This is a genomic window from Mesorhizobium sp. M1A.F.Ca.IN.022.06.1.1, from assembly GCF_003952605.1.
Lineage (GTDB): Bacteria > Pseudomonadota > Alphaproteobacteria > Rhizobiales > Rhizobiaceae > Mesorhizobium.
The window spans coordinates 4,114,790-4,135,813 of record NZ_CP034455.1 but is presented as its reverse complement, the minus strand read 5'-3'; the positions used below and the strand labels follow the sequence as shown (position 1 = coordinate 4,135,813).

Below are 21,024 nucleotides of genomic sequence, written 5' to 3'. Positions count from 1 at the left end.
CCGACAAACCACCGTAGCCTCATAGACGCGACCTCGAGTTATTTTGATCAGGGCTTAACAAACACCTTGCCGTTCGGCTTGGCCAGCTCGTCCGACAGCCTGGCCATCGCCTCGTCCAGCGGCACCACCGCTGTCACATCCGTCGACCAGCGCCCGTCGGAAAATCTCTTCTGTGCCTCCAGCACCGCCGGGCCGAGCCGGTCGCGGAACTGCCGCATCCATTCGGCCAGCCAGAAGCCTTCGATGCGCTTGTGCTGGAAGATCAGTTGGCCGGGCTCGCGGATGACAGTCGGCTCGGCGTCGAGCCTCCCATAGACGATCCAGCGCGAGCGCTTCGGCATGGCGTTGAAGATGGCCGAGGCAAGCAGTCCGGTCACTGCGTCCAGGAAGATGCGGGGCTGCTCCGCCTTCATCACCTCGCGCAGCGCGGCCTCGAAATCCGCCGCCTTCTCGTTGAGCGCATGGGCGGCGCCCAGCCCTTTCAGCAGCGGGATCTGCTCGTCGCGGCGCACGGTGACGATCGGCCTAAAACCCTCCTCTTTCGCCAGCCCGATGATCAGCTTGCAGAGCTGGCTGGCGCCGGCAGTCATGATGAAGGCCTTCTCACCCTCCTGCTTGACGATGTCGAACATGGCTAAGGCGGTCAGCGGATTGACGATCATCGCCGCGGCGTCCTCGTCGCGCACCGTGTCGAGCAGTGGAATGCAGGAAGCCGCCTCGGCAACCGCGTATTCTGCCCAGGCGCCCCAGTTCGACACGCCGGTGGCGAAGGCGACGCGCTTGCCCGCAAGGCTTTTTGCGTATGGATCGTCGCCAGTCGAGGCCACGATTCCGACGCCCTCAAATCCGGCCGGCCGGCCCTGCACACGGGGCTGGCCGTATTGCCCTGTGATGAAGGCGATATCGGACGGGTTGATTGAGGCGAGACTGACCTTGATCAGCGCTTGTGTCGGACCAGGCGCCGGCACGGCAATGCTGCCGGGCTTCAAATAAGGCTCCATCGCCTCCGGCACGCTGGCCGAAGGCGTTTTGCTGTAGCCGTCGCCGACAAGCAGCAAGCCTCGCATTTCCGATGGAAGCGTCATGGCGGTCAGATCTTCTCCTGCGTGTATTTCCTGAGCTCGGCGCGCGCCACCTGCCGCCGGTGCACGGCGTCCGGCCCGTCGGCCAACCGCAGAGTTCTCAGATGCGTCCACGAGCGGGCGAGCGGCGTATCCTGGCTGATGCCTTGCGCGCCGAACATCTGCACCGCCTCGTCGGTGACCTTGAGCGCGACGCGCGGCGCTACCACCTTGATCTGGCTGATCCAAGGGGCCGCAGCGCGTGCATCGCCCTGGTCGATCATCCAAGCTGCCTTCAGGCACAAGAGCCTCGCCATCTCGATCTCCATGCGGCATTCGGCGACGATGTCGAAATTGGCGCCGAGCTTTGCCAGCGATTGGCCGAACGCGCGCCGCACCGAACGCTGGCACAACATCTCCAGCGCCATCTCGGCCTGGCCGATCGCACGCATGCAATGATGGATGCGGCCTGGCCCAAGCCGTCCCTGCGCGATCTCGAAGCCCCTGCCCTCGCCGAGGATCAGGTTCGCCGCCGGCACCCGCACATCCTCGAACCTTAGATGCATATGGCCATGCGGCGCGTCGTCGTCGCCATAGACCTGCATTGGCCGGAGCTTGGTGATCCCCTCGCTCTCTGCCGGCACCAGGATCATCGAATGCCGGCGATGCTGCGGCTCCTCGTCCGAGCCGGTCCTCACCATGACGATATAGATGGCGCAGCGCGGATCGCCGGCCCCGGACGCCCACCATTTCTCGCCGTTAAGCACATAGTCGTCGCCCTGCCGCTCGCAGCGCATCGAAATATTGGTGGCATCGGATGAGGCGACGTCCGGCTCGGTCATCAGATAGGCCGAGCGGATCTTCCCTTCGAGCAGCGGCTCCAGCCATTGCCGCCTGTGCTCTTCCGAGCCGTAGCGCTCCAGCACTTCCATATTGCCGGTATCGGGCGCCGAGCAGTTGAAGGTCTCTGCGCCGAGATGCGCCTTGCCCATCTCCTCCGCCAAATAGGCATATTCGACCGTCGACAGGCCGTAGCCGCGCTTGGAATCGGTCAGCCAGAAGTTCCACAGCCCGCGCTCCCGCGCCGTCTTCTTCAGTCCTTCGAGGATTTCAGTCTGCCTGGCCGTGTAAGTCCAGCGGTCTCCGTTTCTGCCGACCTCGGCGAGAAACTCCTCGCCGAGCGGTGCGATCTCGTCGCGCACCATCGCGGCCACGCGCTGATGGATCGGCTTCAGCCGCTCGGTCATGCCGAGGTTCATGTCCGCCATCGGTTCCGACCCTTTCGCTTCTTTATCCGTGGCAAGGATGACCGTACTTCGGCTAGCCTTGTCAACGCGAGTCCTTCGGTTCCGGCCGGGACGAGGCGCGCGGGAGGAATTAGGATGAGCTATCTCGACAAGCTGTTCTCGGTCGTCGGCAAGACCGCGCTTGTGACCGGTGCCGCAACAGGCATCGGCCGCATGGTGGCGACCGGACTGGTGCAGGCCGGCGCCACTGTGATGATCGCCTCGCGCAAGGGCGAGGACTGTGTGCGGGTCGCCGACGAAATGAACGCTCAGGGCGGCTCCGGTCGGACCGAGGGGTTTGCCGGCGACGTGTCCAGCGAAGCGGGCATCGCCGCGCTGGTTGCCGAGGTGAAGGTCCGAACGGACCGGCTGCACATCCTGGTCAACAATGCCGGCATTTCCTGGGGCGCGCCGCTCGCAGAGTTTCCCTACCACGCCTGGACGAAGGTGTTGGGCGTCAACGTCACCGCCGTCTTCCACCTGACGCGCGAGCTCTTGCCGCTGCTCGATGCTGCAGCAAGCGACGATGACCCGGCCCGCGTGATCAATCTGGGCTCGGTGATGGGCACGCAGCCGCTGGCCGACGACGCCTATTCCTACACCGCCTCCAAGGCTGCGGTGCATCACCTGACGCGCACGCTGGCGATCGAATTCGCCGCCCGCCGCATCACCGTCAACGCCTTTGCGCCCGGTCCCTTCCAGAGTCGGATGACGGCCTTTGCCACCGCCACGGAGGAGCAGGCGAAACGTGTCGGCAGCCATGTTCCGCTCGGCCGCATCGGCGTGGCGGATGACATTGCCGGCGCAACGCTCTATTTGTGCAGCCGTGCCGGAAGCTATGTCACCGGCGCCATCCTGCCGATCGACGGCGGCCAGTCGGTGCAGCACGGGATGACATTGTTCAAGGAGTAGGACGCCCGGTTCAAGCAATCGCGATCGGGCGGGGTGCGGAGGACATCAGCGTGGAACCGATCAGTCTCGATACGCTTCTGGCCTGCGTCGGCAAGGAAGTCGGCGTGTCGCCCTGGCGCACGGTGACGCAGCGCATGATCGATCAGTTCGCCGACGCCACCGACGATCACCAGTTCATCCATTGCGATCCGGAACGGGCCGCGCGCGAGACGCCGTTCGGCGGCACCATCGCGCACGGCTTCCTGTCGCTGTCGCTGCTGTCGGCCATGACCTTCGAGACCATGCCGCCGATCGAAAACACCAAGATGGGCGTCAATCACGGCTTCGACACGCTGCGCTTCCTGGCGCCGGTGAAGACCGGCTCGCGCATCCGCACCCATTTCGTGCTGGCCGACGTCAAGGTGCGGCCTTCCGGATGGGTGCAGACGGCGCACGACGTCACCATCGAGATCGAAGGATCGAAGAAGCCGGCGCTCACCGCGCGCTGGCTGACCCTGACGCTGATCGAGCGCCAGCCCGAGACCGCATGAGCGGCGACGCCAACGCGCTCGACCAAGCAGCGCTTGCGCCTTATCTCGAAGCGCATCTGCCTGGTTTTTCCAAGCTTTGCGCGGCCGAAAAATTCAAGTCCGGACAGTCGAACCCGACCTATCTGCTGACCGCCGCCAGCGGCCGCTACGTGCTGCGCGCCAAGCCGCCGGGGCAGTTGCTGAAATCGGCACATCAGGTCGACCGCGAATTCCGGGTCATGCAGGCGCTGAGCACGACCTCCGTGCCGGTGCCGCGCATGCTCCATCTTTCAGGCGAGATGACGCCGATCGGCCGCATGTTCTACGTGATGGAGTTCCTCGACGGGCGCATCTTCTGGGATCCGTCGCTGCCGGATACATCCGGCAATGACGAGCGTGCCGCGATCTACGACGCCATGAATGCGACCCTCGCCGCCCTGCACCAAGTCGATGTCGAGGCTGTGGGCTTAGGCGATTTCGGCAAGCCCGGCAGCTATTTCCAGCGCCAGTTCGCGCGCTGGACAAGTCAGTACCGCGCCTCCGAAACCGAAAGCATAGCCGCTATGGATCGGCTGATGACCTGGCTGGAGACGCATATGCCGGCCGATGACGGCCGGGTCTCGCTGGTGCATGGCGACTACCGATTGGACAATATGATTTTCGCCAAGGACGAGCCGAAGGTCATCGCCGTGCTCGACTGGGAACTGTCGACGCTTGGCCATCCTTTTGCCGACCTCGCCTATCAATGCATGCAATGGCGGCTGCCGCATGCGTCGGGCTTTCGCGGCCTAGACGGCATCGACCGCGCCTCGATCGGCCTGCCGTCCGAGGAGGCCTATGTCGCCGCCTATTGCCGCCGGCGCGGCATCGACGGCATCGGCAACTGGACCTTCTTCCTCGCCTTCTCCTTCTTCCGCCTGGCGGCGATCTGCCAGGGTGTCTACCGCCGCGGGCTGGACGGCAATGCCTCCAACCCGGAAAAGGCCAGGACCTATGGCGAGGCGGTAAAGCTGCTCGCCGCGCTGGCGGTGGAACTGATTGACAAGAAAAGTTGAGGGAGCCAAGCCACGGGCCGTTTCGATGGAGCGACGGTGCTGATCACCGGTGCGACAGGCGGTCTCGGCAGCGGCGCGGCCAAAGCCTTCGCCACTGAGGGCTCGCGGCCATGCGCAGGCGCTGGACGGCGGCATTAGCGCGATCTAGTTCGGAAAAAGTGGGTAGCGGCTTTCCTGTTCGGAATTAAGTAGGAACAAAGCGTTAGGGCGTATCTTGGGGAACCAGGCCGCTCCCTTGTCCGTTTCCGTACAGCGTATATAATTTTGTCAGGCAACCAACCATAAAGGCAGGCGGAAATTGCCGCTGAGCGTTCAGAAACGCCGCGAGAAACAGAAAGCCGAGCTTCGTTCCGAACTGGTCGACGCAGCTCACAAGCTTGTGCAGGAAGAGGGCTACGAAGGGCTTACCATTCGCAAGCTTGCCAAGCGGGTCGGCTACGCGCCGATGTCGGTCTATTCCTATTTTGCCGATAAGCAGGACATCCTGTTCGCGCTCGCCGAGGACGCGTTCGAAACGCTTGCCCGCCGCATCGAGGAGCACCCGGCAGACGATCCCGTTGAGGCGCTGCGGGCTGTGATGACCGAGTATGCCGCCTTCGGGCTCGGCAATCCCAATGAATACCGCACCGTCTTCATGACAGAGAAGACCCGGCTGCCGGAAGGCCGGAGCTACGAGGACATGGAACAGGGCAATCCGGCGATGAAGGTGCTGATCAAAAGGGTCGAGGCCTGCGTCGCAGCCGGCAAGCTCAAAGGCGACCCTCGCGCCATAGCCACCATGCTGTGGACCGTTGGCCACGGCACGATCTCGCTGCTGATCACCTTTCCCTTCTATCCGTTCGGCGACCCCCGGGCCTATGTGAAGCGGATGTGCGACTTCATGCTGGCCTCGTTGTCGGCGCAGGACATACCCCCGCTCACCGAAACACCGGTCAACTGCTGACCGGCTTCGCCGGCTTGACACAACGCCGGTCGCTTGATTTGCGACGCCGGTTACTCGGTTCAAGCTAATTTGTCGTACGCGTACAAATTCCCTCTTGAATTCAGCCTCCATTAACCGTATATGTACGTTGTGTCGTACATGTACGATTGGAGACGGAAAGATGAAAAAGACAATCCTCGCGCTCGCTGCCTTGCTGGCTTTCTCGGGCGCCGCTTTCGCTGGCGGGAGCCAGCCGGCCAAGCACGCCCCTGCGGCCTGCACCCAGGCTCACACCAATCAGGCGCTCGACTGCGCCGCGACCGGCTCGGTGGAAAAGCCCGATGCCGCCAACACTCAGACGACCAACGGCCCGCGGCTCGGTATCGACGTGAACCCTTGGTTCGTGCCGGGCCTCTAATCAGCGCCAAATCGCAAACGAAACCGGCGGCGCTTGGCCGCCCGTTTTCGTTTCGCCTGAAGCCCGATTTGACTGCGGCGGCGCTCTACTTCTTGTGCGACTTCATTCCAGGCAAGGTCTTGGCCCTGCCAGGCTTTGCCGGCCCGCCGGGGATGGTGGTGCTGGTAATCGACACCGGATCGCTGGCCGGGAAGGTGTCCTCGAGGCCTTCCTCGAGCTCTTCTTCCTCGATCTCGCGATCCCGCTCCAGCGAACGGACCGCCTCTGACTTCTTGGGCGACTTCGGCGCAGACTTGGACGGCATCGGCAGTCTCCTCGCAAGCCGCAGAAACGGCCCGGACCGGTGAAGGCTCCCCGAGGCCGGCCCTTCGGACCGGTTGGCGCAGGATCAGTTCGCCGCGTCGCTCGCCGCTTCCGACAGCAAAGTAAATACATAGTCCGAGAAGGAACGCCAGCATTCCACCCGGAACGTGTCTTCAGCGGTACGCAGCAGCACGATCTCGGACTTGCCGAGAATGGTGCGCGATGCTGCCCCGACTGGGAAGGCCTCGAGCGACAGGTCCTGTGGGCAACCGGAACTGACCGTCACCGCGGCCGCCGGCCCGGCAACCGAGATCGCCACATTGCGATGCGAGATGCCGACCGCGGAGTGCAGCGCCGAAACCTTGGCGCAGTCGGCCAGCGGATCGTTGCCGGCATCGTCGATGACCAGCCATTCGTCCGGCCCGAGCCATAAGGCGGTGCGCCCGCCTTTCGCCGCCGAGGTCTTCGGCTTCGACGGCAGCGTCACGCCGAGCGCCTTGGACAGCGCGGCGACGGAAGCTTCGGGCGCGCGCAGCGAGATGCGTTCGGCCAGCGGTAGGATCTCGACCTTGACGCCCGGCGCCGACACCGCGCGCCCGGCAAGTGCCGGACGCCGTTCGGCGGCAGCTGAAGCGTCGGCGGCTTTTGTCTTGGCGGTAGCCTTAGCCATTGAGGCGCTCCCCCTTTTCGTCGACGAACACCATGCCGGTGACCTCCACCTCGATCGTGCCGTTCGGCATCGGCACATAGAGCGTCTGGCCCATGCGATCACGGCCGCCGGCGACCAGCGCCAGCGCGATCGAGCGCCCGCAGTTCTCCGACCAGTAGCTGGAGGTGACGTGGCCGATCATCTTCATCGGGATCGCCTGTTTCGGATCCTCGACGATCTGCGCGCCTTCTTCCAACACGACCTTCGGATCCTTGGCCTTCAGGCCGACCAGTTGCTTGCGGCCCTTGGCGACGAGATCCGCGCGCATCATGCCGCGGATGCCGACGAAGTCGGTCTTCTTCTTGCCGACCGCCCAGTCGAGACCGGCATCGTTCGGCGTCACCGTGCCGTCCGTATCCTGGCCGACGATGATGTAGCCCTTTTCGGCGCGCAGCACGTGCATTGTTTCGGTGCCGTAAGCGGTCGCGCCATGCTTCTGGCCTTCGGCCCACAGCGCTTCCCACACCGCTTCGCCATAGTCGGCCGGCACGTTGACCTCGAAGCCGCGCTCGCCGGTGAAAGACATGCGGAACAGCCGCGTCGGCACGCCGCAGATCTTGCCTTCTCGCACCGACATATGCGGCAGTGCCTCGTCCGACATGTCGATGCCTTCGACCAAAGGCTCGATGATTTTCCGCGCGCTCGGCCCCTGCACGGCGATCACCGCCCATTGCTCGGTAATCGAGGTCAGCCAGACATTGAGATGCGGGAACTCGGTCTGGAGATAATCCTCCATGTGATGCATGACACGCGGCGCGCCGCCGGTGGTCGTCGTCACATGGAAGCGGTCCGGCGCCAGCCTGCCGACGACGCCGTCATCATAGATGAAGCCGTCCTCGCGCAGCATGATGCCGTAGCGGCAGCGGCCGGGCTCCAGCTTCTCCCACGGGTTGGTGTAGAGCAGTTCCATGAACTTCGCCGCATCCGGCCCGACCACCTCGATCTTGCCGAGCGTGGAGGCGTCGAACAGGCCGGCCGCTTTGCGCACCGTCACGCATTCGCGGTTGACGGCGGCGTGCATGTCCTCGCCGGCTTTCGGGAAATACCAGGCGCGCTTCCACTGGCCGACATCCTCGAACACGGCACCTTGGGCGGCCGCCCAGCCATGCGTCGCCGTGCGGCGCGTCGGGTCGAACAGCGCGCCACGCGCATGGCCGACGATCGAGCCGAAGGTGACCGGGGTATAGGGCGCGCGGAACGTGGTGAGACCGACCTGCGGGATCGGCTTGCCGAGCGTCTCGGCGGCGATCGCCAGGCCGTGCATGTTCGACGTCTTACCCTGGTCGGTCGCCATGCCGTTGGTGGTGAAGCGCTTGACGTGCTCGATCGAGTGCATGCCCTCATGCACCGCCTGGCGAATGTCCTTGGCGGTGACATCGTTCTGAAAATCGACGAAGGCCTTGACCGTGGTGCCCGGCCCGGCGCCGGGCGCAGCGCCAAGCATGCCGCGTGACCAGCTTTCACTGGCATCGACCTTTGGCTTGGCGCCCTTGCCCATCTTGCCGCTGGAATCCTTGCCGCCGGCGTCCCTTGCCGCCTGGGCGCCTGCCGCATAGGCCTCGTCCACCGTTGCCTCCAGACCGTCCGTGCCGTTGCAGGCGCCGACCGAGACGCAGTCCTGCGCATAGGTCCCCGGCACGAAGCGTCGCGCCTCCTCGTTGAAGGCGACTTTGCCGCGCGACTGCGAGAACAGATGCACCGACGGCGTCCAGCCGGCGGACATCAGGATGGCGTCGACCGCGATCCTGCGCTCGCCGCCGCCGTTCTTCGGCTGCACCGTCATCGACGATACGCGCAGCTTGCCGCCGGCGCTAACCACAGCGCGACCGAAATTGATCTCGATGCCGAGGCTCCTCGCTTCGTCGATCACCGCCCCCGACGGGTTGTCGCGCAGGTCGACGATGGCAGCGACATTGACGCCGGCCTTCCTCAGGTCGATCGCGGCCGCGTAGGCCGAGTCGTTTGCCGTATAGACGCCGACATTCCTACCGACCGCCACGCCATAGTGGTTGAGGTAGGTGCGCGCCGCCGATGCCAGCATGACGCCCGGCCGGTCGTTGTTGGCGAACACCATGTGCCGCTCGATGGCGCCGGTCGCGAGCACGACCCGCTTGGCGCGAACCTGCCACAGGCGCTCGCGCGCCAGCTCCCGGCCGGGGCTCTTGAGATGGTCGCTGACCCGCTCGACCAGGCCGACGAAGTTCTGCGCGTAGTACCCGAAAGCTGTCGTGCGCGACAGCACTCGGACATTGTCCATCGCCTTGAGTTTGGCGATCGCGGCTTGTGCCCAGGCAAAGCCGTCCTCGCCATCGATCCTGGCGCCGCTCTCGAAGCGCAGGCTGCCGCCGAATTCGGCCTGCTCGTCGGCGAGGATCACCCGCACGCCGGTTTCGGCTGCGGCAAGCGCCGCAGTGATGCCGGCCGCACCGCCGCCCAGCACCAGCACGTCGCAATGCGCGTAGCGCGCCGCATAATGGTCGGGATCCGGCCGGTCGGGGGAAACGCCAAGGCCGGCCGTCGCGCGGATCTTCGGCTCATAGAAGTTCAACCAGGCCGACTTCGGCCACATGAAGGTCTTGTAGTAGAAGCCGGCCGAGAACATCGGCGAGGCAATGTCGTTGACCGCGCCGACATCGAAGGCGAGCGAGGGCCAGCGGTTCTGCGAATTGGCGGTGAGCCCGTCATAGAGCTCCTGCACGGTCGCCCGCACATTCGGCGTCTTGCGCGCGTCGTCGCGCACGATCTGCACCAGCGCGTTGGGTTCTTCCGCGCCGGCCGAGAGGAAGCCGCGCGGCCGGTGGTACTTGAAGGAGCGGCCGACGAGATGCACGCCGTTGGCGAGCAGCGCCGAGGCCAGCGTGTCGCCCTCGATCCCGATATACTGCTTGCCGTCGAAGCTGAACGAGGCGGTCTTCGCCTGGCTGAGACGCCCGGCGCCGGAAATGCGGAAGGCGGCGTTCATTTCGAGGCTCCAGGCAGCTTCGCAGGCTTCGGCTCGCCGGCCTTGTAGGTCATGACGAACTTGTCGGTCACGGTGTCGCGCACGGCGTTGAAAAAGCGCGCGCAGCCATGGATGTGCCGCCAGCGCTCATAGATCACGCCCTTGGGGTTCGAGCGGATGAAGAAGAATTTCTCGAAATCGTCGTCGCTCTCGGCGGCAATGTTGGTCGGGCGCGCAATATGCGCCTCGCCAGCATTGCGGAACTCGAGTTCCGGGCGCTCTTCCTCGCAATAGGGACAGCGGATGAGAAGCATCTAGGTTGATCCTACAATTCGCCATGGCTGACGCGGGCGCCGGCCGGTTGATCGCAAAGCTTCTGGCAGGCCATCTCGGCCATCATCAATGCGCCACCGCCGCCGCCGCCGCTTCGTCGATGAGACGGCCGGTGCGGAAGCGCTCGAGCGTGAAGGGCGCGTTGATCGGGTGCGGGTCGTCCCTGGCGATGGTGTGGGCAAAGACGTTGCCCGAACCTGGCGTCGCCTTGAAGCCGCCGGTGCCCCAGCCGCAATTGACATAGAGGCCCTTGACCGGCGTCTTAGCCAGGATCGGCGAGCGGTCGGGGGTCACGTCGACGATGCCGCCCCAGGAGCGCAGCATCTTCATGCGGGTGAAGATCGGGAACATCTCGCAGATGGCGTCGAGCGTGTGCTGCAGGATGTGCAGGCCGCCGGTTTGCGAATAGGAGATATACTGGTCGGTGCCGGCGCCGATGACCAGCTCGCCCTTGTCCGACTGCGAGATATAGGCGTGCACCGTGTTCGACATGATGACGCATGGCACCACCGGCTTGACCGGCTCCGAGACCAGCGCCTGCAACGGATAACTCTCCAACGGCATGCGCACGCCGGCCATATCCATGATGACCGACGAATGGCCGGCAGCGACGACGCCGACCTTCTTGGCGCCGATGAAGCCGCGCGTCGTCTCGACGCCGGTGACCGCGCCGTTGGCCGCACGCTTGACGCCGGTGACCTCGCAGTTCTGGATGATGTGCACGCCGCGCGCCGAGGCGCCGCGCGCATAACCCCAGGCGACCGCATCGTGGCGGGCCGTGCCGCCGCGGCGCTGCAGCGCGGCACCCATGACCGGATAGCGCGCCTCCTTGGAAATATTGAGCGGCGGACAGAACTCCTTCGCCTGTTCCGGCGTCAGCCACTCATTGTCGATGCCGTTGAGGCGGTTGGCATGGATGTGGCGCTTGAACACCTGAACGTCATGCACATTGTGCGCGAGCATCATGACGCCGCGCGCCGAATACATGACGTTGTAGTTGAGCTCCTGGCTCAGTCCGTCCCACAACTTCAGCGCATGGTCGTAGATGCTGGCGCTTTCGTCATAGAGATAGTTGGAGCGGATGATGGTGGTGTTGCGGCCGGTGTTGCCGCCGCCGAGCCAGCCCTTTTCCAGCACCGCGACATTGGTGATGCCGTGCTCGGTCGCCAGATAATAGGCGGTGGCCAGGCCGTGGCCGCCGGCGCCGACGATGATGACGTCGTATTCCTTCTTCGGCTCGGGTGAGGTCCATTGCTCTTCCCAGCCCTTGTGGCCGCGCATCGCCTCGCGGGCAATGGCGAATACGGAGTATTTCTTCACGTTCAGCCTCGCGCCAAAAATCGCGGATCTCGGCCGGGCATTCCCCGGCGCGCGTGGTGTATCACTAGCGAAAGCGTGCAGTCACCCTTGCGCTGTTTGCGACGGCGCTTGCCGTTTTGCGCCGCGGCTGCGCGGCGCATGCCCGACAACTTGCATTCCGATCGGCAAGTCAGCTTTCGGGTGGCTGCCGAAATGCCGATTTGCGACCAAGCATCCCATCACCGGCTGGACCGGCATAGAGAAAGGATGTGAAATGTTCGCACTCACCGAAAAGGTCGCCATCGTCACCGGCGCCAGTTCCGGCATCGGCCGCGCTACGGCCAGTCTGTTCGCCGAGCAGGGCGCCAGTCTCGTCGTCGCGGCGCGCCGCCGGGCCGAACTCGATGCACTCGTCGGCGAAATCGAGACGGCCGGTGGAACCGCAATTGCACTCGCCGGCGATGTCCGAGACGAAGCCTATGCCAGGGCTCTGGTCGAGCTTGCAGTCGAAAGCTTCGGCGGCCTCGACATTGCCTTCAACAATGCCGGCGCCGTCGGCTTGATGGCGCAGGTTCCGGAGATGGCGCCGGCGACTTGGCACGATACGATCGACACCAATTTGACCAGCGCCTTCCTCGCCGCCAGGCACCAGATCCCGGCGATGCTGGAGCGCGGCGGCGGCTCGCTGATCTTCACCTCGAGCTTCGTCGGCTATACCGCCGGCATGCCGGGCATGGCCGCCTATGCCGCCGCCAAGGCGGGGCTGATCGGGCTGACGCAGGTGCTGGCCGCCGAATACGGCCCGAAAGGGCTGCGCGTCAACGCGCTGCTGCCCGGCGGCACCGACACGCCCGCAGCGACGTTCAAGACGCCGGAGTCGCGAACATTCGTCGAAAACCTGCATGCCTTGAAGCGTGTGGCCCGGCCCGAGGAGATCGCCCGCTCAGCGCTCTACCTTGCCTCGGACGCCTCAAGCTTCACCACCGGCGCGGCGCTGTTTGCCGATGGTGGCGTCTCGATCAATCGGACGTGACGTCGGCAGCCATGCTCATCCGCTGAAATCGCGCGACGGGGCCTTGCATTCCGGTCCGTTTTGACGATTTGGTTTCCCGTCGAAAACGGATCGGAACGATGCTGCTGATCAGAACCTATGTAGCCCAGAGCGCCATCGAAGGCGTCGGCGTTTTCGCCGCCGAGCCGGTCAGGAAAGGTGCCTCCATCTGGCGGCTCGATCCCGATTTCGACCGGCTGATCCCCATGGAGAAATACGAGAAGGCGCCGCCGCATCTCAAGGAATTGCTCGACCGCTACGCCTATCCGAGCCCGGACAAGCCGGGTTTCATGGTATATGAGGTCGACAATGGCCGCTTCATGAACCATTCCGAGCGGCCGAACACGGATTTCTCCCAATATCGTGGCGCCACAGCGACCCGGGATATCGCGGCCGGCGAGGAAATCACTTGCGACTATGGCGAATTCTTTGAGGATTTCGCCCGTCTGCATCTGGCGACCGCCTAAGGCTCAGACCGGCAAGGCACGGCGCTCGGGCTTCCGATCGCGGTTTCCTGCAATCAACGGTGGACAGCACGGCCTGATTCTGCTATCAGCCGGCACAATTCGCGGTGCAGGTCACTGCGGAGGCATGCGTCTATGGGCTGCTTGCCTGAGATTTCAAACCCGAAGACAGGATTACACGTGCAGGTACTCGTCCGCGACAACAACGTTGATCAGGCGCTTCGCGCGCTGAAGAAGAAGATGCAGCGCGAAGGTATTTTCCGCGAAATGAAGATGCGCGGTCACTACGAAAAGCCGTCCGAGAAGCGTGCCCGCGAGAAGGCGGAAGCCGTCCGCCGCGCCCGCAAGCTGGCCCGTAAGCGCGCCCAGCGCGAAGGCCTGCTGCCGATGACCCCGCGCCCGGCTCCGGCTGGTGCTGCCGGCGCATCGCGTTCGCCGCGCTGATACCGTCAATTTTTCGTCCTTTTCGAAGGATACCGAGGGTGGCGCGATGCGGAATCGCCGCCACCTTTTTGTTTATGCGTTCGAGCCGGTTCGGAGAGGGAACGGACCTGACGGCGCGGCGCCAGTGAGGACTGAGATGAACGCAATTACCGTGGAGCGCAGAACCGCTTTTCGCGGCTTCGCCCTGACGGCGGCCCTGCTTTCGGGCCTGACCCTTGCAGCATGCCAGACGGCCCCGACGGGGGAGTTCAACAATATCGACAAGGCGCAAGGCTCGACCGAGAACATCTCCTCGCTGTCGGCTGTCATCCAGCGCAATCCTCAGGATCCCGAGGGTTACAATGTGCGCGGCTCGGCCTATGGCCGCGGCGGCCAGTACCAGGCGGCGCTCAAGGATTTCGACACCGCCATCCAGCTCAATCCGAACTTCTATCAGGCCTATTCGAACCGGGCGCTCATCCAGCGTTTCCTCGGCAACCAGCAAGCAGCGCTTGCCGACTATAACCGCTCGATCCAAATCAACGCCAACTACGACGCCGCCTACATCGGCCGCGGCAATCTTTATCGCAAGGCCGGCCGCGTCAACGACGCCTTCAACGATTTCCAGAAGGCGATCCAACTCGACACGACCGACGCCCGCGCCTACCACAATCGCGGCCTGATCTATCAGAGCCAGGGCCAGCACAAGTTCGCCATCGAGGATTTCTCGACCGCCATCTCGCTGGCGCCGGACGCAGCCGAGCCCTACAACGGCCGCGGCCTGTCCTATCTCGCCATGAATGACGAGGACAACGCCTTCGCCGACTTCAACATGGCCATCAAGCTCGACGGCAAGAACGCCGAGGCCTGGGCCAACCAGGCGCTGATCTACGAGCGACGCGGCGACAAGGAAAGGGCGGCCAAGTCCTACCGCGAGGCTGTCCACCTCGACCCGAATTACCAACCCGCCAAGGACGGCCTGTCGCGCACCTCGGCCGGCGCCAGCTGATCGGAAGCTAAGGCCGCCCGCGGGTCCGGTCGCCCGCGATGGGTCTATTGCGGCGCTGACACGCCGATGTGGCCGTCAGCCGCCAACGGCGATGCGTTGGCTCGCCATGCTCGCGCCAAGTTTTGGGCGGAACGCTCCTCGCACCTCGACCGTTTAACCGGGGCCGTTTGTTGCGAAAGGACATTTCCGATGATCAAGACACTTGCCTGTGCCGCCGCCGCGCTTGCCGCCACGGTCCTCGCTTCTCCGGTCAGCGCCGGCACACTCCGGCTCGGCACGCTCGATTGCACCATCGACGGGGGCACCGGTTACGTCATCACCTCCAACAAGGGCGTGTCCTGCGTCTTCCGCCCCTATCATCACGGCCCGGCCGAGCTCTATACGGGCATGATCTCCAAGCTGGGCGTCGATATCGGCCGGACGCATCAAGGTCAGCTTGTCTGGGCAGTTCTCGCCGCCACCCGCCACCATGACTCGGGCGATCTCGCCGGCAGCTATTACGGCGTCAACGCGGAGGCGAGCGTCGTGACCGGCGGCGGCGCCAATCTTTTGGTCGGTGGCCTGGACGGCGCCTTCATGCTCGAGCCGCTGAGCGTCCAGGCACAGACCGGCGTCAACCTCGCTGTTGCCGTGGCTTCGCTGGACCTCGTCCACTCCTATAAGTGAAATTTCAAATCAATTAGCACCGATACGGCCCGGGACGCTCGTTCCCGGGCCGAATTTTTAGCGCGCTTGCTCGCTGACATCGCCGAAAATGCCTCTTGAGCTCAACTGCGCTTGAGGTTCTACAAGCCCTGCCGAACTGGATCTGGCGCTTCGTTCGCAATGCGGATGAGGTTGCGGAAAACAAGCGGGAGATCGACGTGACGGCAGCAGGCGGCGGCAACGTGGCCGGCAACAAGGTGGACTGGCGAGCACTGTGGGCAAGCGGCGACCTGGCGCGTTTCTGCTTCGTCAGTCTCGGCATCCTGCTGCATGCCACCAATGAGACTATGGTGGCGACGGTGATGCCGGCCATGGTCGGCGAGCTGGCCGGCGTGCAGCTCGTTGGCTGGTCGCTGGCGATCTATGAGCTCGGCGCCATCGTCGCTGGTGCCGCCGCCGGGCGGCTGGTGAGCTATGTCGCGCTGCGCTCCAACATGATGGTCGCCGCCCTGCTCTACGCGGCAGGCGCGCTGATCTGCGCCGTGGCACCGTCCATGCCGTTCTTCCTCGCCGGGCGGCTGGTCGAGGGACTTGGCGGCGGCGCGCTGGTGTCGCTCGCCTTCGTTTCGGTCGAGCGTCTCTTTCCGCGCAACATCTGGCCGCAGCTCTTCGGCATCATGTCGGCGATCTGGGGCGTCGCCGCCTTCAGCGGACCGATGCTCGGCGCTGTTATGACCGAGTTCCTGTCATGGCGCTGGGCCTTTGGCGTCTTCACTGTCGGCGGCGCGGCGATGGCGCTGGCGAGCTTTATCGTGCTGGACACGCCGGAGGCGACGAGGCCGCAGGCGGGCAGCGGCACGGCGCCGCCCTTTCCCTATCCGGCGCTTGCCTGTCTCGCCATCGCCGTCGTGCTGATCGCTGCCGCCGGCATCGACATCGCCCTGCTGCGCTCGTCGCTGCTGCTGGCCCTCGGGCTGATCGGCCTGGCGCTTTTCTTCCGCATCGATGCCCGCAGGCCGCGCTCGCGCCTGTTTCCGGCACCTTTGTTCTCATGGCGCTCGCCGCTTGGCTCAGGCATGACGATGGTTGCGGCCTTCTCGGTAGCGACCTGCACGTTCACCATTTACGGGCCGCTGCTGCTCACCACGCTGCACGGCATCCCAATCCTGACCACCGGCTATATCATCGCTGCCGAATCCATCGCCTGGTCGATCCTGTCGATCCTCATCGCCAATGCGCCGCTGGAGCGCGAAAGACTGATCATCGTCGTCGGCGCGCTGATGATCGCCTCCGGTCTTGCCGGTTTCGCCTATGCCATCCCCGCAGGTTCGATCCCGCTGATCCTGCTCTGCGCTCTGCTGCAGGGTGGTGGCTTCGGCGTCTGCTGGCCGTTCCTGACGCGTGTCATCGTCGCTTCGGCCCGTGACGGCGAGCAGACGATCGCTTCCGCCGCCGTGCCGACCATGCAGCGGATCGGCTACGCGGTGGGCGCGGCCCTTGCCGGCATTGTGGCCAACGCCAGCGGCTTCTCGCAAGGCCTCAATCGTGACGCGGCTGCAGGCGTGGCCGGCTGGCTCTTCCTCGCCTTCGTGCCGCTTGGGATCCTCGGCTGCATCGCCGCGCTGCGGATCGCGCTGCCGCCAATGCGACGGCAGGCAGCGGCCAGCTAAACCACTATCGTTTTCAGCCGCTCGGCAATCGATGCGGCGAGCCGTGTCGCCACCTCGTCCTTGCCCATCTCCGGCCATTCCTCGACGCCCGTGCGCGAGACGATGCGCACCTTGTTGCGATCGCCGCCCATCACGCCGGAAGGGCCGATGCCGCTCCCATGCGAGACGTCGTTCGCGACGATGAGATCGGCGCCCTTCTTCCTGAGCTTGGCCTCGGCGTTGCCGATGAGGTCCTGCGTCTCGGCGGCAAAGCCGACGACAAGACCGGGCCTCTGCGCATGATAACCGACGCCCGCCAGGATGTCGGGATTCTCGACCATCTTGAGCGACGGCGGGCCCTTCCCTGCCACCTTCTTGATCTTTTCACCGGCGGCATTCGCGGTGCGCCAGTCGGCGACGGCCGCGACGAAAACAGCCGCGTCCGCCGGCAGAAGGTTCTCGACCGCTTCCTTCATCTCGGCCGCTGTTTCCACATGCGTGGTCTTCACCCCGGCCGGATCGGCGATGTTGACCGGACCGGACACGAGCCGGACATCGGCGCCGAGCTTCGCCAGTGCCGCCGCGATCGCATGGCCCTGCTTGCCGGACGAACGGTTGGCGATGTAGCGCACCGGATCGATCGGCTCATGCGTCGGCCCCGAGGTGACGATGATCTTGCGGCCCGCAAGCGGCTGCGGCTTCTCGTCGAGCATCGCCTCGATCGCGGCCACGATTTCCAGCGGCTCGGCCATGCGGCCTTCGCCCGCCTCGTTGCTTTCCGCCATCTCGCCCTTGGCCGGCCCGACAAAGGCGATGCCATCCTTCTGCAGGGTCGCCCGGTTGCGCCGCGTCGCCGGATGCGACCACATCTTCGGATTCATCGCCGGCGCCATCAGCACTTTCTTGTCGGTCGCAAGCAGCACCGTCGAGGCAAGATCATTGGCATGGCCGTTGGCGAGCTTCGCCATCAGGTCGGCGGTGGCCGGCGCCACGACCAGCAGATCTGCCTCGCGCGACAGCCTTATGTGGCCGACATCGTGCTCGTCATTGCGGTCGAAGAGTTCGGTGAAAACATGGTCGGCCGAAAGCGCGCCGACGGACAGCGTGGTGACGAATTCCTGCGCAGCTGATGTCATTACCACCCGGACAGAAGCGCCGCGCTCGCGCAGGCGCCGGATCAGGTCGAGCGATTTATAGGCGGCGATGCCGCCGCCGATGACGAGAAGGACGCGTTTGCCGGAGAGCGTTCCGCGAACTGATGGCCTGCCGGGCATGTCGGCGATAGGCGGTGCTTGCTGGCCGGGGCCGGTCAGCGCACGCAGCGTCTTCTCGATCTGGTCGATGCGGTCGGCCTGCCCTGCCCGGCCCTCAACCGCCGCCCTGATCATCGCCCGGGCCTGCTCCTCCATCGAGCAGCCATTTTCGGCAGCCAATTGGCGCAGCAGGTCCTTAACTCCATCGTCAAGGTTGCGGATCGTGATGCTGGCCATCTGATTGCACCCGCCTCAAACTAGCGCCGGCAATGATAGCAATGCAATCAAAACGCAGCAAGGCGGCGGGCGGTCAGAAAATCCGCCACGCGATGTAAATCAGCGTCAGCGCAATGGTCCACAGCGCCACCCGGCCGGAGCGGGTGTGGCGCGCCTCCGCCTTGCCGATCGCGCGCGCGGTCGCCTCGTCGAAGCGCAAGCCATGCTCGGCCATCAGGTCGATCTCACGCGACAGCCGCTCGGTGCGAACCGCAATGTCCGGCGCCTGCCTCGCCAGCGAGATCAAGGCCTTGCCGGCGTCCCGCGCGTCCGAGAGCACGCCGCGCGGGCCGAGATTGCCCGCGATCCAGTCACTGACCACCGGCTCCGAAGTCTTCCACATGTTGAACGCCGGATCGAGCGTGCGGGCCACGCCTTCGACCACCACCATGGTCTTTTGCAAAAGCACCAGCTCGGTCCGCGTCGCCATGTCGAAGAGGTCGGTGACCTCGAACAGCAGCGTCAGAAGCTTGGCCATCGAGATCGTGTCGGCCGACTGGCCGTGGATCGGCTCGCCGATGGCGCGGATCGCCTGCGCGAAGGCCGAGACATTGTGCTGACGCGGCACATAGCCGGCCTCGAAATGCACCTCGGCGACGCGCCGGTAGTCGCGCACGATGAAGCCGTAGAGGATCTCGGCCAGAAAACGCCGCTCCTTCTTGCCGAGCCTGCCGGCGATGCCGAGATCGACGGCAACGATGGTGCCGTCCGGTTCGACGAACAGGTTGCCCGGATGCATGTCGGCATGGAAGAAGCCGTCGCGCAGCGTGTGCCTGAGGAAGGACTGGACGAGATTGGCTGCGATCGCCTTGAGGTCGTGACCGGCGGCAGCAAGGCCGGTCAGATCGTTCATCTTGACGCCGTCGATCCACTCCATGGTGATCACGTCGCGGCCGGTCCGCTCCCAATCGACCGCTGGCACGCGGAAGCCCGGATCATCCTTGGTGTTCTCAGCGAGCTCGGAAAACGCGGCCGCTTCGAGCCGCATGTCCATCTCGACCTTGGTGGTCTGCGCCAGCGTCTGGGTCACCTCGATCGGCCGCAGGCGGCGCGAGGAGGGGATGTACTTCTCCTGCAGGCGGGCGGCGAGGAAGTAGCTCTCGAGATCCTGGAAGAAGCGATGGCGCACGCCGGGGCGGATGACCTTCACCGCGACCCGTGAAGCCTTTCCGTCGCGAACGACTTCGGCGCCGTGCACCTGGGCGATCGATGCCGCCGCGACCGGCTCGCCGAAGGTTGCGTAGAGATCCTCGATCCTGCGCCCGAGCGAGGCTTCGATCGCCGCGACCGCTTCCGCCCTCGGAAAGGTGTGCATCTTGTCCTGCAGCAGCGCAAGGTCGACCGCCATGTCGTTGCCGACGACGTCGGGCCGCGTGGCGAGGAACTGGCCGAGCTTCACATAGGATGGCCCCAGCCGCACCACCGCCTGCGCCAGCCGGTCGCCGCGCAGATGGCTTCGGGCGCGGCGGCGAGTGAGCACGCGCGCCAGCCGCCAGCCGAGCTTCGGCATACCGGAAAGCTCTTCGCCGGGCAGCGCCGCGACGACGCCCTCGCGGACCAGCACCCAGCCGGCCCTGGCGAGCCGGAAGCCGGCGCCAACGCTGGTCATCGGACGCCCTGCCTCAAAGCTTCCAGCCCGAATGGAGCGCCGCGATGCCCCCCGAATAGTTGCGGAAAGTGACCCGATCGAAGCCGGCCCGACCAATCATCGCGGCGAAGTTCTGCTGGTTGGGGAACTTGCGGATCGATTCGACCAGATAGGAATAGGGCTCGCCGTCGCCGGTCACCGCCCTGCCGATTTTGGGGATGGCGTTGAACGACCAAGCCTCGTAGGCCTTGTCGAGCAGCGGCATGTCGACCTCGGAAAACTCCAGGCATAGGAAGCGCCCGCCGCGCTTCAGCACACGAAAAGCTTCGCTCAGCGCCACATCGATGCGCGGCACGTTGCGGATGCCGAACGCGATCGTATACGCATCGAACGTGCCGTCCTCGAACGGCAGCGCTTCGGCATTGGCCTCGACGAAATCGGTCTTTTCCGAGAGGCCTTTCTTTTCGGCCCTGTCGCGGCCGACGTCGAGCATTGAGCCGTTGATGTCGAGCACCGTGGCATGCGCATGGCGCTGGCTTGCCTCGATGATGCGAAAGGCGATGTCGCCGGTGCCGCCGGCGACGTCGAGCACCTTCCAGCCCGGCCGCTTCGGGGGGTTGAGCCACGCGACCATCGCGTCCTTCCACAGCCGGTGCAACCCACCCGACATCAGATCGTTCATCAGGTCGTATCGATTGGCCACCTTGTGAAAGACGTCATTGACGAGCGACTGCTTGTCGCCCGCGCCAACCTTCCTGAAACCATAGGAGGTTTCCATGCCGCCCGCGACCGTGGTTCTCTCAACTGACATTATTTCGATCCGCCATAAAACCGGCGGGACCATAGCCGATCGATGGGGCGGGCGCTATTGTCCAAGGCGCGGTTTTCGGCCGCGCTTTCAGAACGGGTCGGGGAAGA

21 protein-coding genes are annotated in these 21,024 nt (G+C 64.8%); 11 read left to right on the top strand and 10 right to left on the bottom strand.

All coding sequences use genetic code 11. From position 1 onward, the window contains the following. Positions 1 to 47: 47 nt before the first annotated feature. Together EJ078_RS19635 and EJ078_RS19630 are read right to left on the bottom strand one after the other, a co-directional pair. On the bottom strand, positions 48 to 1,085 hold the full coding sequence (locus EJ078_RS19635; protein ID WP_067325827.1) for a zinc-binding dehydrogenase: 1,038 nt from the start codon (positions 1,083 to 1,085) through the stop codon (positions 48 to 50). Positions 1,086 to 1,090: 5 nt separating this feature from the next. Next, positions 1,091 to 2,329 (bottom strand): acyl-CoA dehydrogenase family protein, encoded by a 1,239-nt coding sequence (locus tag EJ078_RS19630; RefSeq protein WP_208720790.1) that lies wholly within the window; start codon positions 2,327 to 2,329, stop codon positions 1,091 to 1,093. A gap of 114 nt (positions 2,330 to 2,443) precedes the next feature. Between EJ078_RS19630 and EJ078_RS19625 the strand changes: the two genes are divergently transcribed. From EJ078_RS19625 to EJ078_RS19605, 5 genes are all read left to right on the top strand, one after another. Next, positions 2,444 to 3,259, top strand: coding sequence for an SDR family oxidoreductase (locus EJ078_RS19625; protein ID WP_067325820.1), 816 nt, complete (start codon positions 2,444 to 2,446; stop codon positions 3,257 to 3,259). A 44-nt stretch (positions 3,260 to 3,303) separates the two neighbouring features. Then, entirely contained in the window at positions 3,304 to 3,789 is a 486-nt protein-coding gene (locus EJ078_RS19620) for a MaoC family dehydratase (protein ID WP_275955103.1), read from the top strand. Further along, a complete protein-coding gene (locus EJ078_RS19615; RefSeq protein WP_095800509.1) occupies positions 3,786 to 4,823 on the top strand; it encodes a phosphotransferase in 1,038 nt (345 codons plus the stop codon). The genes EJ078_RS19620 and EJ078_RS19615 overlap by 4 nt, the downstream gene beginning before the upstream one ends. A gap of 298 nt (positions 4,824 to 5,121) precedes the next feature. Then, positions 5,122 to 5,766, top strand: coding sequence for a TetR/AcrR family transcriptional regulator (locus EJ078_RS19610; protein WP_127403456.1), 645 nt, complete (start codon positions 5,122 to 5,124; stop codon positions 5,764 to 5,766). Positions 5,767 to 5,926: 160 nt separating this feature from the next. Beyond that, on the top strand, positions 5,927 to 6,163 hold the full coding sequence (locus EJ078_RS19605) for a DUF680 domain-containing protein (RefSeq protein ID WP_095800511.1): 237 nt from the start codon (positions 5,927 to 5,929) through the stop codon (positions 6,161 to 6,163). A gap of 85 nt (positions 6,164 to 6,248) precedes the next feature. Here EJ078_RS19605 and EJ078_RS19600 read toward each other — a convergent pair whose 3' ends face one another. The 5 genes from EJ078_RS19600 to EJ078_RS19580 form a co-directional block, all read right to left on the bottom strand. Further along, positions 6,249 to 6,467 carry a hypothetical protein gene (locus EJ078_RS19600; protein WP_067325802.1) on the bottom strand — a complete coding sequence of 73 codons (219 nt, stop codon included), beginning with the start codon at positions 6,465 to 6,467 and terminating at the stop codon, positions 6,249 to 6,251. An 84-nt stretch (positions 6,468 to 6,551) separates the two neighbouring features. Then, entirely contained in the window at positions 6,552 to 7,136 is a 585-nt protein-coding gene (locus tag EJ078_RS19595) for a sarcosine oxidase subunit gamma (protein WP_127216522.1), read from the bottom strand. Beyond that, positions 7,129 to 10,137 carry a sarcosine oxidase subunit alpha gene (locus EJ078_RS19590; protein WP_127246104.1) on the bottom strand — a complete coding sequence of 1,003 codons (3,009 nt, stop codon included), beginning with the start codon at positions 10,135 to 10,137 and terminating at the stop codon, positions 7,129 to 7,131. Before EJ078_RS19590 ends, EJ078_RS19595 begins: the two co-directional genes overlap by 8 nt. Further along, positions 10,134 to 10,430, bottom strand: a complete 297-nt coding sequence (locus EJ078_RS19585; RefSeq protein ID WP_067325793.1) for a sarcosine oxidase subunit delta — start codon at positions 10,428 to 10,430, stop codon at positions 10,134 to 10,136. The genes EJ078_RS19590 and EJ078_RS19585 overlap by 4 nt, the downstream gene beginning before the upstream one ends. A gap of 85 nt (positions 10,431 to 10,515) precedes the next feature. Continuing rightward, the gene (locus tag EJ078_RS19580; protein WP_127239431.1) at positions 10,516 to 11,769 is read right to left on the bottom strand and encodes a sarcosine oxidase subunit beta; all 1,254 of its coding nucleotides are present in this window, start codon (positions 11,767 to 11,769) and stop codon (positions 10,516 to 10,518) included. 253 nt (positions 11,770 to 12,022) lie between these two features. Here EJ078_RS19580 and EJ078_RS19575 point away from each other — a divergent pair, with 253 nt between their 5' ends. From EJ078_RS19575 to EJ078_RS19550, 6 genes are all read left to right on the top strand, one after another. After that, positions 12,023 to 12,781, top strand: a complete 759-nt coding sequence (locus tag EJ078_RS19575; RefSeq protein ID WP_127216681.1) for an SDR family oxidoreductase — start codon at positions 12,023 to 12,025, stop codon at positions 12,779 to 12,781. Positions 12,782 to 12,879: 98 nt separating this feature from the next. Continuing rightward, positions 12,880 to 13,266, top strand: a complete 387-nt coding sequence (locus tag EJ078_RS19570; RefSeq protein ID WP_127403459.1) for an SET domain-containing protein-lysine N-methyltransferase — start codon at positions 12,880 to 12,882, stop codon at positions 13,264 to 13,266. A gap of 177 nt (positions 13,267 to 13,443) precedes the next feature. Beyond that, a complete protein-coding gene (gene rpsU, locus EJ078_RS19565; RefSeq protein WP_040969057.1) occupies positions 13,444 to 13,707 on the top strand; it encodes a 30S ribosomal protein S21 in 264 nt (87 codons plus the stop codon). A 136-nt stretch (positions 13,708 to 13,843) separates the two neighbouring features. After that, positions 13,844 to 14,695 (top strand): tetratricopeptide repeat protein, encoded by an 852-nt coding sequence (locus EJ078_RS19560; RefSeq protein ID WP_067002613.1) that lies wholly within the window; start codon positions 13,844 to 13,846, stop codon positions 14,693 to 14,695. Positions 14,696 to 14,884: 189 nt separating this feature from the next. Beyond that, entirely contained in the window at positions 14,885 to 15,361 is a 477-nt protein-coding gene (locus EJ078_RS19555; RefSeq protein WP_067325778.1) for a DUF992 domain-containing protein, read from the top strand. 197 nt (positions 15,362 to 15,558) lie between these two features. Further along, positions 15,559 to 17,010: an MFS transporter gene (locus EJ078_RS19550; protein ID WP_245458872.1), complete on the top strand. Its 1,452-nt coding sequence runs from the start codon at positions 15,559 to 15,561 to the stop codon at positions 17,008 to 17,010. On the opposite strand, the gene coaBC is transcribed toward EJ078_RS19550, so the two are convergent. From coaBC to ubiE, 3 genes are all read right to left on the bottom strand, one after another. After that, the gene (gene coaBC / locus EJ078_RS19545; RefSeq protein WP_206618023.1) at positions 17,007 to 18,479 is read right to left on the bottom strand and encodes a bifunctional phosphopantothenoylcysteine decarboxylase/phosphopantothenate--cysteine ligase CoaBC; all 1,473 of its coding nucleotides are present in this window, start codon (positions 18,477 to 18,479) and stop codon (positions 17,007 to 17,009) included. The two genes, EJ078_RS19550 and coaBC, sit on opposite strands and share 4 nt — an antisense overlap. A 73-nt stretch (positions 18,480 to 18,552) precedes the next feature. Further along, a complete protein-coding gene (ubiB, locus tag EJ078_RS19540) occupies positions 18,553 to 20,127 on the bottom strand; it encodes a 2-polyprenylphenol 6-hydroxylase (protein ID WP_095781082.1) in 1,575 nt (524 codons plus the stop codon). Between the two features lie 13 nt (positions 20,128 to 20,140). Beyond that, positions 20,141 to 20,917 carry a bifunctional demethylmenaquinone methyltransferase/2-methoxy-6-polyprenyl-1,4-benzoquinol methylase UbiE gene (gene ubiE / locus EJ078_RS19535; RefSeq protein WP_127403256.1) on the bottom strand — a complete coding sequence of 259 codons (777 nt, stop codon included), beginning with the start codon at positions 20,915 to 20,917 and terminating at the stop codon, positions 20,141 to 20,143. Between the last annotated feature and the right edge of the window lie 107 nt (positions 20,918 to 21,024).

Excerpts from the sequence above, each read along its gene's own strand:
- EJ078_RS19635 (WP_067325827.1), bottom strand. The coding sequence starts at position 1,085 with ATGACGCTTCCATCGGAAATGCGAGGCTTGCTGCTTGTCGGCGACGGC.
- EJ078_RS19630 (WP_208720790.1), bottom strand. The coding sequence starts at position 2,329 with ATGGCGGACATGAACCTCGGCATGACCGAGCGGCTGAAGCCGATCCAT.
- EJ078_RS19625 (WP_067325820.1), top strand. The coding sequence starts at position 2,444 with ATGAGCTATCTCGACAAGCTGTTCTCGGTCGTCGGCAAGACCGCGCTT.
- EJ078_RS19615 (WP_095800509.1), top strand. The coding sequence starts at position 3,786 with ATGAGCGGCGACGCCAACGCGCTCGACCAAGCAGCGCTTGCGCCTTAT.
- EJ078_RS19605 (WP_095800511.1), top strand. The coding sequence starts at position 5,927 with ATGAAAAAGACAATCCTCGCGCTCGCTGCCTTGCTGGCTTTCTCGGGC.
- EJ078_RS19600 (WP_067325802.1), bottom strand. The coding sequence starts at position 6,467 with ATGCCGTCCAAGTCTGCGCCGAAGTCGCCCAAGAAGTCAGAGGCGGTC.
- EJ078_RS19595 (WP_127216522.1), bottom strand. The coding sequence starts at position 7,136 with ATGGCTAAGGCTACCGCCAAGACAAAAGCCGCCGACGCTTCAGCTGCC.
- EJ078_RS19590 (WP_127246104.1), bottom strand. The coding sequence starts at position 10,137 with ATGAACGCCGCCTTCCGCATTTCCGGCGCCGGGCGTCTCAGCCAGGCG.
- EJ078_RS19585 (WP_067325793.1), bottom strand. The coding sequence starts at position 10,430 with ATGCTTCTCATCCGCTGTCCCTATTGCGAGGAAGAGCGCCCGGAACTC.
- EJ078_RS19575 (WP_127216681.1), top strand. The coding sequence starts at position 12,023 with ATGTTCGCACTCACCGAAAAGGTCGCCATCGTCACCGGCGCCAGTTCC.
- EJ078_RS19570 (WP_127403459.1), top strand. The coding sequence starts at position 12,880 with ATGCTGCTGATCAGAACCTATGTAGCCCAGAGCGCCATCGAAGGCGTC.
- EJ078_RS19560 (WP_067002613.1), top strand. The coding sequence starts at position 13,844 with ATGAACGCAATTACCGTGGAGCGCAGAACCGCTTTTCGCGGCTTCGCC.
- EJ078_RS19555 (WP_067325778.1), top strand. The coding sequence starts at position 14,885 with ATGATCAAGACACTTGCCTGTGCCGCCGCCGCGCTTGCCGCCACGGTC.
- coaBC (WP_206618023.1), bottom strand. The coding sequence starts at position 18,479 with ATGGCCAGCATCACGATCCGCAACCTTGACGATGGAGTTAAGGACCTG.
- ubiB (WP_095781082.1), bottom strand. The coding sequence starts at position 20,127 with ATGACCAGCGTTGGCGCCGGCTTCCGGCTCGCCAGGGCCGGCTGGGTG.
- ubiE (WP_127403256.1), bottom strand. The coding sequence starts at position 20,917 with ATGTCAGTTGAGAGAACCACGGTCGCGGGCGGCATGGAAACCTCCTAT.